Below are 13067 nucleotides of genomic sequence, written 5' to 3'. Positions count from 1 at the left end.
TTACTTCCTCAGCACGTCGCGAATTTCACGGAGGAGCAGGACGTCCTCGGGCGTCGGGGCCGGCGGAGCGGGCGCCGCCGGTGGCTCGGCCCGCTTCATCCGATTGACCTGCCGGACCATCATGAAAATGATGAAGGCCAGGATGAGGAAGTTGATGGCGACCGTCAGAAAATTCCCGTAAGCGAACAGCGGAACTCCCGCCTTGGACAACGCGTCATATGTCATCGGCCCCTGGAAGTCGGCCGGCGGGGTGGCGAGTGCAATGAAATAGTTGGAGAAGTCGAGGCCGCCAAAGATTTTGCCGACCAGCGGCATGATGATGTCCCTGACCAGCGAACCCACGATCTTGCCGAAGGCCCCGCCGATGATCACGCCGACGGCGAGGTCCATCACGCTTCCCTTGAGCGCAAACTCCTTGAACTCCGACGAGATACTCATGCGGCTGGGCCTTTTTGTTGGCAGGATTACTGGGGCAGGCTACCGCCGGAGCCGAGCGTCGTCAAGGTGGCGTTGCCCCGGAGGAGCGTTGGACCTACGATTGACCGCTGGATCGAGCGGTGGGAGCCGCCCGAACGACCGCATCAGATCGTGCTCTATCTCGGCTGCAACATCCTCCGCACTCCCGATCTGGCCGCCGATGTCGTAGCGGTGTTCGAGGCGTTAGGTCTCGACTTCGTGGCGGTCGCCGGTGTGCAGCTCTGCTGCGGGGTGACCTGGGACCACCACGGCGACGTGGCCAAGGGACAAGGCGTGTCGGCGACGACCCTCGAGCGGATCGGGGCGTTCAGGCCGTCCCTGGTCGTTCACTGGTGCCCGTCGTGCGATGTCCACTTCAACGACGTCGTCACCGGTCGGGACGGCCAGGCCCTCCCGTTTGAAACCACCAGTGCCGCGGTGTTTCTGGCTGAGTTGGCTGATGTGGACCGGATCCCCTGGCACCACGCGGTTCCGAACCGGGCCGCGCTACACGGGCACGTCGGGCGGAGCGGTCACCACCATGGTCAGCGACGGGCCCGTGAAGACACCGATCACGTTGGCGCGATCCTCCGGTCGGTGCCGGGAGTCGAATACCTGGGCGTGGTCGAGGCCCCGCCGGACCTCGACTACGATTGCGGTCCGAGCATCACCGGAATCGAGCCGAGTCGCTGGACGTCGATTCGGGCCGAGCTCTGGTCGGCGCTCCGGGCAACCGGCGCCGATCTCGTGGTCACGAAGTCCCACGCGTGCCAGCGCGAGTGGTGCGACTTGGCCAATGACGAGGTTGGGGTTCGGTGCTACATCTCCGTTGTGGCCGATGCGCTGGGCTGCCGGGGGGACTACCCGAGCAACATGATGCGCGAACTCAAGGCGCTGGGCGAGCCCGAAGGATTGGTCCAATTGACCAAGGGGAACTGGACCAGTCATGGACTCTCAGAGCGGGAGGCCCGCGACCTGGTGGCGCGGTACAACTGGTCGGGGCGAGTCCCCGACTTGCCGCCGCCGTAAGACCGGTCCGGTCGTTGGGATCGAAGGCTAGTTGGCCCCGCCGCGGCTACTTCCCGGGGGCATGGAGGGACACGAAGCCCAGTCGTTCCATCCTGACAAAATCGGAATCGAGAGACCAGAGTGTGGCTTGGTGATCGGCCGCGGTGGCGGCGATCAGGAGGTCGGCCAAGCCAAACCGATGACCGGCCTCGACGGCGGTGGTGACCCAGGTGTCGATCCGGACCCAGGTTGCTTTCTCGGGAACCGCCCGGGGCACGGCCGACAGGTGGTCCCGCAATTGGCGGTGAGCCTTGCGCGGCGAGCCGGCGAGCAGTTCCAGCCGGACCGGGACCGGCAGGATCACCAGGTCGGCGTCGAGCAAATCGCCGAGGTGGCGGGCTTCGATGCCGGCCAACTTACGGCTCGCTCAGGGCTTGGGTCAGGATTCCGGCGATCTGGCGCCCGAGGACGGCCGGTGAAGGTCCGTGGCTTGGCCCTCGGCCCGGGGATAGATTGGACTCAGTGGCGTCTTGCTCAGAGCGGAGCCACATCACGACCCCACCAGGAGCCTCAAGGTATCACCATGAAGATTTGCCTCGCCGCCGGGGGACTGCTCGTGGGCCTCGCCGCCGGGCCGGCGGTTGCTCAGCCGCTCATCACCGTGGCGCCGGTCACGACCCATCGGCTGGTGTCGAAGGCCGTGGGTGATTCCTTTGAAATCCGGGTGCTGCTGCCCCCGATGATCCCCGGCGAGACGACTCGGTTCCCGGTCGTCTACATGACCGACGTCCACAACGGGTTCATCGTCGACGAGGACCACTTGCGGCTGATGGTGATGAACGACACGCCGCGGTACATTGCGGTCGGGATCGGGTATCCGGGGGCTTCGAGTATCATGCAAGCCACCTTCATCCGGTCCCGCGATCTGACTCAGGTACTGGTCAAGGACCGCGAGGGCGGGGGAGGCATGCCGGTGGCCGGGGTGCTCCGGCCCCTGGTCACCAGCGGAGGAGCGGACAAATTCCTCGCCTTCATCCGCGATGAACTGATGCCGTTCATCGACGCCCGCTATTCGACCGATCCCGCCGACCGGGGCTACTGGGGCGATTCGTTGGGGGGCCTGTTCGGATCCTACGTGCTGTTCACCAAGCCCGACACCTTCAACCGCTATATCATCGGGAGCCCGTCGCTCTGGTGGGGTGGGGAAGACGCCCTCAAGCTGGCCGAGGCGTACGGAAAGACCCACAGCGACCTCCGCGCCAACGTGTTCATCGGCGTCGGCGGTCTCGAAGAAATGGGGCCGGCCGCCTCGTCCCGGATGGTGACCAATGTTCTCCGCCTGGAAACCATGCTCCGAGCCAAGAAGTATCCCGGTCTGCAGTTATCGACCCGGATCTTCCCCGATGAGTCCCACATCTCGGTGGTCGGGATGAATCTGGTCCGCGGTCTGGTGTCGGTGTTCGGGCCCCAGTCGCCGGAGTCCGGGCTCGGGGCGAAGTACGCCGCCATGGTGAAGCCGCCTCCGGCATGACGGCGCCCGATCAGCCCGTCAGCCGGCGGTTGGCGGCGTTCTCGTCGGCGGCCAGATTTGAGGATCTTCCCCCGGCCGCACTCGCCGATACCAGCCGAGCGGTGCTCGACTGGCTCGGGTCGGTGCTGGCGGGCGCCAAGGAGCCGGCCGCCCGGATGACGCAGCGGGTGGTGGCCACGCTCGGCCGTTCCGATGAAGCCACCGTGTTTGGTGCCGGCCGGACGGCGGCGGCCACCGCGGCGCTCGCCAACGGGGTGGCCTCCCATATTCTCGAGCTGGACGATGTCCACAAGGGCTCGACCCTTCACGCCGCGGCCCCGGTCATTCCCGCGGCCTTGGCCGTGGCGGAGCGAGAGCACCGGAGCGGGCGGGACTTCCTGCTGGCCGTTGCGTTAGGCTACGAGGCCGCCCTCCGGGTCGGGGAGGCGGTGAACCCCAGCCACTACCGCTTCTGGCACCCCACGGGCACCGCCGCCACGTTCGGGGCCGCGGTGGCCGCCGGGTCGCTGCTTCGGCTCGATGAGGCCGCGATGCTCGACGCTCTGGGAAGCGCCGGCACCCAGGCGGCCGGGCTCTGGGAGTTCAATGCCGACGGCGCGATGAGCAAACATCTCCACCCCGGCAAGGCCGCGTTCAACGGCGTCCTGTCCGCGGATCTCGCGCGCCAGGGGTTTACCGGCGCGAGCCGGATTCTCGAAGGCGCCCGGGGTTTCTTCCGGGCTACCAGCACTGATTTCGATGCGACGCGGATTACCGACGGCCTCGGGACCCACTGGAAAGTCAGCGAGAATTGCTTCAAGCTTCATTCGTGCTGCGGGCACACCCACTCCGCCATCGATCTGGCGCTCGAGTATCGCACCGCGGCCGACTGGGCCGGGGTGGCGTCGGTCGAGGTGGCCACGTATGCGTCTGGATACGAGATCGTGAAAGAACCGAACCCGAAGACGCCCTATCAGGCCAAGTTCAGCCTGGCCTACTGCGTCGCCGCCGCGCTCGTCGAAGGGCGGGTGGGGCTCGGTCAGTTTACTCCGGATCGGTTTGCCGAGCCTGGCGTGACTGACCCTCGCATCCGCCCCCTTCTCGACCGGATCCTCGTGTCGGTCGATCCCGGGATCACGGCTCGGTACCCAGCGGAGTGGGGCACTCGAATCCGGTTTACCCGGAAGGATGGTACCGGGTCTGAAATGTCGGCCGCCTTCCCGAAAGGCAACCCGGAAAACCCCGTGACGACGGAAGCGCTGGAGGCCAAGCTTCGGGATCTGGTCTCGCCCCGACTCGGCATGGCGGCTGCGGAGCGTGCCATCGCGGCAGTTGGGGCGCTTGACGGCTGCGTTGACATGGCCGGGGCGTTCGCCGGACTTGATCGATGAGCGAAATCAACCCGAGGGCCCGGGAGTACAGTGACATTCGTGAAGGGGTTCGCGCGGTCTGCGCGCCGTTCGACAGCGCCTACTGGCAGCAGATCGAGCGCCAGTCGGGATACCCCGAGGCCTTCGTGCAGGCCTTGACCGATGCCGGCTGGCTGGCCGCGCTCATTCCCGAGGAGTTCGGCGGCGGCGGGCTCACGTTGACCGAAGCGTCGGTCATCTTGGAGGAGATCAATCGGGCCGGTGCCAACTCCGGCGCCTGTCATGCCCAGATGTACGTGATGGGGACGGTGCTCCGCCACGGGTCGCTCGAGCAGAAACAGCGCTACCTCCCCGAGATCGCGGCGGGGCGACTTCGTCTCCAATCATTTGCCGTGACCGAACCGACGGCCGGAACCGACACCACCAAGATCAAGACCTTCGCCGAGCGCCGGGGCGATCGCTACGTCGTCAACGGCCAGAAGGTCTGGATTTCCCGGGTCCAGCATTCCGACTTGATGCTGTTGCTGGCCCGGACCACACCGCTGGAACGGGTGACCAAACGGACCGAGGGCCTGTCGGTGTTCTTGGTCGATCTCAAGCAAGGTGGGAACGACGGGCTCACCGTCCGCCCGATCGAGAACATGGTGAATCATGAGACCAACGAGCTGTTCTTCGAGAATTTTGAAATCCCGGCCGACAACCTGATCGGGCAAGAAGGGCAAGGGTTCAAATACATCCTCGACGGAATGAATGCCGAGCGGATTCTGATTGCCGCCGAGTGCGTGGGCGACGGGTACTGGTTCATCGACCGGGCCCGGACGTACGCTACCGAGCGGATCGTCTTCGACCGGCCGATCGGCCAAAATCAGGGCGTCCAGTTTCCGATCGCCCAAGCCTACGCCAACGTTCGGGCCGCGGATCTGATGCGGTACGAGGGGGCCCGCCTCTTTGATGCCGGGGAACCCTGCGGGGCCGAAGCCAATCTGGCCAAGTTGCTGGCCGCCGATGCCTCGTGGCAGGCCGCGAACGCCTGTCTCCAAACCTACGGCGGGTTCGGGTTTGCCACCGAGTATGACATCGAGCGGAAGTTCCGGGAAACCCGCCTCTACCAAGTGGCCCCGATTTCCACCAACTTGATCCTCTCGTTCGTGGGTGAGCACGTCCTCGGCATGCCCCGCTCGTTTTGAGACCAACTATGACGACACCGCCGGACCGGTTGTCCCGCAGCATGCTGTATGTCCCGGCCTCCCGACCGGACATGATCGAGAAGGCCGCCCGGAGCGGGGCCGACGCGATCTGTATCGACTTGGAAGATGCGGTAGCGCCGGAGCAAAAGGAGGGGAGCCGAGCCCACGTGGTCCGGGCCCTGACGACGCTCGACTTCGGGGCCCGAACCCGGCTGGTTCGGATCAACGGCCTCGACACGATGTATGCCTATCGCGATCTGGTCGACGTGGTCGAATCCGCCGGCCAATCGATCGATGCCGTGATGTTGCCGAAGACCCGCGGACCCAACGACGTCAAGTTCGTCGACACCCTGCTGACCCAGATCGAGGCCCGGTCCGGGATCGGCCACCGGATCGGGATCGAAGCTCAGATCGAAACCGCCGGCGGGTTCCTCTGGCTTCGGGAAATCGCCGCGAGTTCCGAGCGGCTCGAATCGCTGATCTTCGGATCCGGTGACTATGCCGCCTCGATGCGGATGCCGCTCGCGAGCATTGGCGAGGCCGACGAGGATGACGCCGCCTATCCCGGCCACCGATGGCACGCGGTGATGCACGGGATCGTGGCGGCCGCCCGGGCCAACGGGCTCCGGGCCCTCGACGGGCCGTATGCGGATTTCAAGGACACCGCTGGTTTCGAACGGGCCTGCCGGACGGCCCGGGCGCTCGGGTTCGACGGCAAGCAATGCATTCATCCCGCCCAGATCGCGGCGGTCAACGTCGCGTTCTCGCCGCTCCCGGCCGAGGTCGATTGGGCTCGCTCGGTGGTCGCGGCCTATGACCAGGCCACGGCCGGGGGCCGGGGGGCGGTGGCGATCGGCGGCAGGATGATCGACGCGGCCAACATCCGGATGGCGATGACGACCCTCCGCCGGGCCGACGCTATCAAGGCTCTGCACCCGGAGGCGACGCGATGAGTGAGGCTCGGTCCTACGAGGACTTCCAGGTCGGGTTGGTCGTTCGGCACGCCATTGGCCGGACCGTCACCAGTACCGACAATGCCTGGTTTACGCTCCTCACCAACAACAGCAACCCGATCCACTTCGACCGCCATTACGCGGCCCAGACCGAGTTCGGCCAGCCGCTCGTCAACTCGACGTTTACGTTGGCGCTGGTGGTGGGCCTCACGGTGTCCGACATCTCCCAGAACGCAGTCAATCTGGGTTGGCAGGATATTCGGATGCCGGCCCCGGTCTTCGAGGGTGACACGATTTACGCCCAGACCGAAGTGTTGAGCACTCGGGACTCGGGCTCCCGGCCCACCATGGGCATCGTTGAAATCAAGACCACCGGGTACAAACAGGACGGCACCGTAGTGATGACGTTCCGGCGCACCATTCTGGTGTACAAGCGGGGCCATGCTCCGGTTCGCCCGATCCCGACGATCAAGGAGTGACCATGCTCGATCCGATATTCTTCGACCGGATTCGGGCCGCCGGCACCGGGGCGGCCGCGACGTTCGAGGTCCGATCGCCGATTGACAGAAGGGTCGTAGCCACCGTGCCGGATTGCGGCGCGGCTGAAGCCCGCTCGGCACTCGATCAGGCCGCGACCGGGTTCGATCGATGGAAGCGAACCACCGCCTACGAGCGGGCCCTGGTGATGAAGAAGTGGCACGCGCTGATCGTGGCCCATGAGCCGGTGCTGGCCGAGTTGATGACCGTCGAAATGGGCAAGCCGGTGACCGAGTCGGTCGGGGAAGTCCGGTACGGTGCGGGGTTCGTCGAATGGTATGCCGAGGAAGCCAAGCGGATCGGCGGGGAAACCATCGCCAGCCAGTTTGCCCACAAGCGGCTTCACGCGATCAAGCAGCCGACCGGGATCGTCTATGCGATTACGCCATGGAATTTCCCGATTGCGACCGTCACCAGGAAGATCGCCCCGGCCTTGGCGGCGGGGTGCGTGGTGATCGTCAAGCCGGCCGAGCAGACGCCGCTGTCGGCGCTGGCACTCGCGGCGCTCTGGCGCGAGGCGGGCGGGCCGCCGGATGCGTTCCAAGTCCTCACGGCGCTCGATCCGCGGCCGGTGTCCGGGGTGCTGCTCGACGATCTCCGGGTTCGCGTCCTCACCTTCACCGGGTCGACCGAGGTCGGCGTTCATCTCTACGAGCAGTCGGCTCGGACCATGAAGCGCCTGGCTCTTGAGCTTGGAGGGCATGCGCCGTTCCTGATTTTTGAGGACGCCCCGCTCGATGCCGCGGTCCGGGAAGTGATGGCGTGTAAGTTCCGAAATGGGGGCCAGACCTGCGTCTGCACCAATCGGATTTACGTCCAGGCGTCGATCGCGCCGGCGTTTACCGCGCGGTTGGCCGCCGCCGTGGCTGCGCTCAAGGTCGGCGACCCGCTCGATCCGGCCACCCAGATCGGTCCGATGGTGGACCAGGCCGGCCTCGCCAAGATCGTCGAGCATCTCGAGGATGCCGCCCGACTCGGCGCCACCGTCCTGACCGGCGGCAAGGCCCTGACCGGCCTCTACCACCAGCCCACCGTGCTCACGGGCATTCAGCCCGCGATGAAGCTCATGCACGAAGAGACGTTCGGCCCGGTAGCGCCGGTGCTCACTTTCACGACCGAGGCCGAGGCGATTCGGCTGGCCAACGATTCGCCATTCGGGCTGGCGGCGTATCTCTGGACCGCAGATTTACGGCGGGCCTACCAGGTGGCGGAGGCGCTCGAGTTTGGGATCGTCGGCATCAACGATGGGGTGCCATCGACGGCGCAGGCGCCGTTTGGTGGGGTCAAAATGTCCGGGATTGGCCGCGAGGGCGGCCACTGGGGCATCGATGAGTTTCTCGACATCAAATACTTCTCGATCGGGCTCCACTCGACATGAATGACCAGATTGAATGGGCGGACGAGATTCACGCCCTGTTTCGCACTCATCGGATTGGACTGGTGTCGGTCGTGCCGGACGCCGGGCATCAACGGCTGATCGAACGCTGCCAGGCCGATCCGGCCATCCGGACGGTGACGCTCACGACCGAAGAGGAAGGCGTGGCCCTGGCGGCCGGTGCGTATCTCGGCGGGGTTCGCTCGGTCCTGTTGATTCAGTCGAGCGGGGTGGGCAACTGCATCAACATGTTGTCGCTGCCCCAAATCTGCCAGATCCCGTTCGTGACCATCGTCACGATGCGGGGCGAGTGGGGCGAGTTCAATCCCTGGCAGGTGCCGATGGGATCGAGCACGCCGGCGGTGCTGGCGGCTAGCGGGGTCACGGTGTTCCGCGCCGATACCGGAGCCGAGGTCGCTCCGACGGTCGATGGGGCGATCCAACTGGCGTGGCAGAGCCGCCGCCGGGTCGCGGTACTGTTGTCGCAGCGGCTCCTTGGGGCCAAGCGGTTTACGGAGGCGTCCAAATGACCGCCATTCCCCGGCGCGACGCGGTCCGGCGCCTGCTCACGGACCGCGGCAATCTGGTGGTCGTCACCGGACTCGGGGCCTCGGCCTATGACGTGGCCGCCGCCGGGGATTCGCCGCTCGACTTTCCGTTGTGGGGCGCCATGGGTGGCGCCGCGATGGTGGGTCTCGGATTGGCGATCGCGCAGCCGTCCCGCCCGGTGCTGGTGGTGACGGGCGACGGTGAGATGCTGATGGGCGTCGGGAGTTTCGCCACGATCGGAGTGGAACAGCCGGCCAACCTTCGGGTCGTGGTGCTCGACAACGAGCGGTTCGGTGAAACCGGCAATCAACGAACCCACACTGCGTCCGGCGCCGACCTCGCCGGGATTGCCAGAGCTTCCGGGATTACCGACACTCGGACGATTACGACGCTCGCCGAGGTCGACGCCCTCCGCGCTGACCTGCACCGACTGGCCGGACCGCTGGTGGCCGTGCTCAAGATCGGCGCGGACCCGGAACCCAAGGCGTTGCCGCCCCGCGATGGTCCGTACCTGGCCCACCGGATGCGGGAAGCCCTGCTCGGGATCGCGGCCGCGTTGGAGGCGTGAGCGGATGCCTCAAGTCGTCATCGTCGGCGGCGGCATTATCGGCGGCTCGATCGCGTACCATCTGGCCCTCCGCGGGTGCACCGATGTGATCGTGCTGGAACGGTCGGAGGCGCCGGCCACCGGCAGCACCGCCCGCTCGGCGGCCGGGGTCCGGCACCAATTCGCCACGGAAATGAACATCCGGCTCTCGCGGTACAGTATCGAGCGGCTGAGCCGGTTCACCGAGGAGGTTGGCGGGTACGCGGAACTCCACCAGGTGGGTTATCTCCTCTTGGTCACCGATCCGGCGGCGTGGCCGGCGTTTCAAGGGCAGGCCGAGCTCCAGCGGCGGCTAGGGGTCCCGACCGAACTACTCGGCCCTGCCGACATCGAGCGGCTGGTGCCGGGAACCCGGGTCGACGACGTCATCGGGGCGACCTACTGCCCGCTCGACGGGTACTGCGATCCGTACGGCGTGGCGATGGGCTACGTGAAGCGGGCCCAGGAACTCGGCGTCACGGTCGCGTGTGATTCGCCGGTGACCACGGTACATCGAGCGGGCGACCGGGTCACGGCCGTGGAAACGCCTAACGGCCGGATCGGGTGCGATATGCTGGTCAACGCCGCGGGTCCGTGGGCTGGTGCAGTGGCGGCGCTGGCGGGGCTCGAGGTCCCGGTGCTCCCCTATCGGCGGAGCATCTATATGACAGAGGAGTTTCCAGTCCTGCCGGATGGGATGCCGTTCACGTTCGACGTCTCGAGCGGATTTTACATCCGAAAAGAAGGGCGGGGCATGCTCTTCGGATTGTCAAACCAGGACGAGCCGTCGAGTGAACGGATCGACGTCGATTGGGACTGGCTCGGCACCGTGCTCGAGGCGGGGGTCAGCCGGTTTCCGGCGCTCGAGGACGCCCGGCTGGCTGAGAAGAAGTGCTGGGCCGGCCTCTATGAGATTACGCCAGACCACATGCCGATCATGGGCCGCCACCCCGATCTGCCTAACTACGTCGACGCCAGCGGATTCAGCGGCCACGGCGTGATGCATGCGCCGGCCACCGGGCTGTTGATGGCGGAGGAAATCCTCGAAGGCCGGGCCCGGACCATCGATGTCGATGAGTTGCGGATTACCCGGTTTGCGGAGCAGAGCGGTGCGGTCGAAACCAACATCTTCTAGGCGCCAGTGACGATGCCACTCTCGGGCCTCACGGTCGTCGCGCTCGAACAGGCGGTGACCGGGCCGTTCTGTTCCAGGCAACTGGCCGACTTGGGCGCCCGGGTCATCAAGATCGAACGGCCGGACGGCGGCGACTTCGCGCGCGGCTACGACGGAGCCCTGCATGGACTGTCGGCCTACTTCGCGTGGCTCAATCGGGGCAAGGAGAGCGTCGTCCTCGATCTCAAGACCGCATCGGGGCGGGCGGCCATGACACGGCTGGTGCGGCGCGCCGACGTTTTCGTCCACAACTTGGCGCCCGGATCGGTCGAGCGCCTCGGGCTCGGCTATGAGGTTCTGGCGGCGGTGGCGCCCCGGCTGATTTGGGCAGGGATCTCCGGGTATGGTCCCGATGGCCCGTACCGGGACAAGAAAGCCTACGACATGCTGATCCAGGCGGAGGCGGGTGTCGTCAGCCTAACGGGTACGCCCGATGCGCCGGCCAAAGTCGGGATCAGCGTCGCCGATATCGCGGCCGGCCTCTACGCCTACTCGAGCGTGTTGGCCGCGCTCCGCCAGCGTGATCGGACCGGTCGCGGCGACCGGATCGACATTTCGATGCTCGAGTGCCTGGTCGAATGGATGACGCCCCAGTTGTACGTCCAACTCGGCACCGGGGCGCCGCCGCCTCGGGCCGGCCTCCGTCACAATATGATCGTTCCGTATGGCGCCTACCGCTGCGCTGACGGCAACGTGATGTTCGCGATTCAGAACGACCGCGAATGGCGCCGGCTCTGCGACGTGGTCTTGGGCCGGGCCGAGTTAGCCGACGACCCGCGCTTCGCTGCTAACACCGACCGGCTGGCCAATCGGCGGGAGCTCGAGTTGTTGATCGAGACGATCTTCGGGACGCTGTCCGTTGCCGCGGTGATCGAGCGGCTCGAGCGGGGCGAGATCGCCAACGCGGTGGTGAACGACGTGGCCGCGGTCGTGGCCCATCCGCAACTTGCCGCGCGGGGGCGGTGGACCGAACTTGAGTCGTTTCTCGGGCCGATTCCCGCATTGCTCCCGCCGCACAACCTGGCCAGTGCCCCGCCGAGAATGGACCGGGTGCCGGCCCTCGGTGAACACACGGCGGCGGTCCTGGCCGAGGTTGAGCAATCCGGCGGGTCGTTTTCGGAGTGATTGGAGCGGGTGGTTCGGCCCGGCTCGACTTCGGGTTACTATTCCCCGTCCCCCGAACTTCTTTCACCTCGGAACACCTAATGCGCCACCAGCCGATCCACGCCCCGAATCTTCCCGAAGCGGCCGGACCCTATTCGCCTGGGATGGTGTTCGAGCGCCTGATCTTCGTCTCCGGCCAAGGCGCCGACGATCCGGCCACCGGACGGCGGGTCGGCATCGATACGGCGTCGCAGACCGAGCAGTGTCTCATGAACGTCCGGACGATCCTCCGGGCGGCAGGCTCGGACCTCCAGCACGTGCTTCGGTGCGGGGTGTTCTTGATCGACATAAACGACCTCGCGGAGATGAACGGCGTCTATGCCCGCGTGTTCGGGGTGCATCGGCCGGCCCGCACCACGATCCAAGCCGTGGCGCTGCCCGAGGAAGGGCTCCGCGTCGAGATTGACTGCGTCGCCTACGTCCCGCAACGCTAGAGCCCGGAGGACAGCCCGCCGTCGATCGGGAGGGCCACGCCATTGATATAGGACGCGGCATCGGAACAGAGCCACGTCACCGCCTGCGCCACCTCGTCAGGGTTCCCGCCCCGCCCGGGCACCTTCGAGCGGAACCAGTCTTCCACGCCCGGAATCGCAAAGGCCCGCTCGATCATCGGGGTCATGATCATGCCGGGGCAGACGACATTGATCCGGATCCCGTGGTCACGGTATTGGAGCGACGCCGACTTGGACAACCCGATGACGCCGTGCTTGCTTGCTGAGTAGGCGGGGCTTCGGACGTACCCGGTGAGCCCAGCCACCGAGGAATCGTTGACGATGGCGCCACCGCCCTGGCTCAACATCTGGATGATTTGGTACTTCATCCCGAGCCAGACGCCCTTCAAGTTCACGTCGATCATCCGGTCCCAATCCGCCTCGGTCACCTCATGGAGGAGGGCCCCGCCGGAGACGCCCGCGTTGTTGAAGGCGCAATCGAGTCGCCCGTAGGCGGCCACCGTTTTCTTGACCACCGCCTCGGCATCGGCCGCTTGGACGACGTCGGTCGCGACGAATATCGCCTCGCCGCCATTGCCGCGGATTTCGGCGACGGTCGCTTCGCCTTCCGCGGCTCGGCGGGCCGCGATCACGACGCGGGCCCCCTGCTCGGCAAACTGGAGCGCCGTGGCTTTGCCGATCCCGGAGTTGCCACCGGTAATCAGCGCGACTTTTCCTTCGAAGGGTTTCGGCATAGCAGAGAACCT

General features: G+C 66.2%; 15 protein-coding genes. 12 read left to right on the top strand and 3 right to left on the bottom strand.

All coding sequences use genetic code 11. The features are described from left to right. A complete protein-coding gene (mscL, locus tag EXR94_02140; protein MSR01531.1) occupies nucleotides 1–438 on the bottom strand; it encodes a large conductance mechanosensitive channel protein MscL in 438 nt (145 codons plus the stop codon). A gap of 66 nt (nucleotides 439–504) precedes the next feature. Between mscL and EXR94_02135 the strand changes: the two genes are divergently transcribed. After that, entirely contained in the window at nucleotides 505–1485 is a 981-nt protein-coding gene (locus tag EXR94_02135; GenBank protein ID MSR01530.1) for a (Fe-S)-binding protein, read from the top strand. Between the two features lie 46 nt (nucleotides 1486–1531). On the opposite strand, the gene EXR94_02130 is transcribed toward EXR94_02135, so the two are convergent. Beyond that, nucleotides 1532–1879 (bottom strand): PIN domain-containing protein, encoded by a 348-nt coding sequence (locus EXR94_02130; protein MSR01529.1) that lies wholly within the window; start codon nucleotides 1877–1879, stop codon nucleotides 1532–1534. Nucleotides 1880–2047: 168 nt separating this feature from the next. Here EXR94_02130 and EXR94_02125 point away from each other — a divergent pair, with 168 nt between their 5' ends. The 11 genes from EXR94_02125 to EXR94_02075 all read left to right on the top strand — a co-directional run bounded on the left by EXR94_02125 (nucleotide 2048) and on the right by EXR94_02075 (nucleotide 12303). Beyond that, the gene (locus EXR94_02125; GenBank protein ID MSR01528.1) at nucleotides 2048–2995 is read left to right on the top strand and encodes an alpha/beta hydrolase; all 948 of its coding nucleotides are present in this window, start codon (nucleotides 2048–2050) and stop codon (nucleotides 2993–2995) included. Next, nucleotides 2992–4365, top strand: a complete 1374-nt coding sequence (locus EXR94_02120; GenBank protein ID MSR01527.1) for an MmgE/PrpD family protein — start codon at nucleotides 2992–2994, stop codon at nucleotides 4363–4365. Before EXR94_02125 ends, EXR94_02120 begins: the two co-directional genes overlap by 4 nt. Continuing rightward, on the top strand, nucleotides 4362–5531 hold the full coding sequence (locus tag EXR94_02115; protein MSR01526.1) for an acyl-CoA dehydrogenase: 1170 nt from the start codon (nucleotides 4362–4364) through the stop codon (nucleotides 5529–5531). The genes EXR94_02120 and EXR94_02115 overlap by 4 nt, the downstream gene beginning before the upstream one ends. Nucleotides 5532–5539: 8 nt before the next feature. Continuing rightward, nucleotides 5540–6484, top strand: a complete 945-nt coding sequence (locus EXR94_02110; protein MSR01525.1) for a CoA ester lyase — start codon at nucleotides 5540–5542, stop codon at nucleotides 6482–6484. Beyond that, nucleotides 6481–6963 (top strand): MaoC family dehydratase, encoded by a 483-nt coding sequence (locus tag EXR94_02105; GenBank protein MSR01524.1) that lies wholly within the window; start codon nucleotides 6481–6483, stop codon nucleotides 6961–6963. Before EXR94_02110 ends, EXR94_02105 begins: the two co-directional genes overlap by 4 nt. Nucleotides 6964–6965: 2 nt before the next feature. Beyond that, entirely contained in the window at nucleotides 6966–8399 is a 1434-nt protein-coding gene (locus EXR94_02100; protein ID MSR01523.1) for an NAD-dependent succinate-semialdehyde dehydrogenase, read from the top strand. After that, nucleotides 8396–8926 carry a phosphonopyruvate decarboxylase gene (locus EXR94_02095; protein ID MSR01522.1) on the top strand — a complete coding sequence of 177 codons (531 nt, stop codon included), beginning with the start codon at nucleotides 8396–8398 and terminating at the stop codon, nucleotides 8924–8926. Before EXR94_02100 ends, EXR94_02095 begins: the two co-directional genes overlap by 4 nt. Further along, nucleotides 8923–9513, top strand: a complete 591-nt coding sequence (locus tag EXR94_02090; protein ID MSR01521.1) for an aldehyde dehydrogenase — start codon at nucleotides 8923–8925, stop codon at nucleotides 9511–9513. The genes EXR94_02095 and EXR94_02090 overlap by 4 nt, the downstream gene beginning before the upstream one ends. Before the next feature lie 4 nt (nucleotides 9514–9517). Continuing rightward, on the top strand, nucleotides 9518–10666 hold the full coding sequence (locus EXR94_02085; GenBank protein ID MSR01520.1) for an FAD-binding oxidoreductase: 1149 nt from the start codon (nucleotides 9518–9520) through the stop codon (nucleotides 10664–10666). 12 nt (nucleotides 10667–10678) lie between these two features. Then, nucleotides 10679–11830, top strand: coding sequence for a CoA transferase (locus tag EXR94_02080; GenBank protein ID MSR01519.1), 1152 nt, complete (start codon nucleotides 10679–10681; stop codon nucleotides 11828–11830). Nucleotides 11831–11910: 80 nt separating this feature from the next. Then, a complete protein-coding gene (locus EXR94_02075; GenBank protein MSR01518.1) occupies nucleotides 11911–12303 on the top strand; it encodes a reactive intermediate/imine deaminase in 393 nt (130 codons plus the stop codon). On the opposite strand, the gene EXR94_02070 is transcribed toward EXR94_02075, so the two are convergent. Continuing rightward, nucleotides 12300–13055, bottom strand: a complete 756-nt coding sequence (locus EXR94_02070) for a glucose 1-dehydrogenase (GenBank protein MSR01517.1) — start codon at nucleotides 13053–13055, stop codon at nucleotides 12300–12302. The two genes, EXR94_02075 and EXR94_02070, sit on opposite strands and share 4 nt — an antisense overlap. Nucleotides 13056–13067: the final 12 nt, after the last annotated feature.

It is taken from the genome of Gemmatimonadota bacterium (genome assembly GCA_009692115.1).
Classification (GTDB): Bacteria; Gemmatimonadota; Gemmatimonadetes; order Gemmatimonadales; family GWC2-71-9; genus SHZU01.
This window is presented reverse-complemented; position numbering and strand designations above follow the sequence as displayed.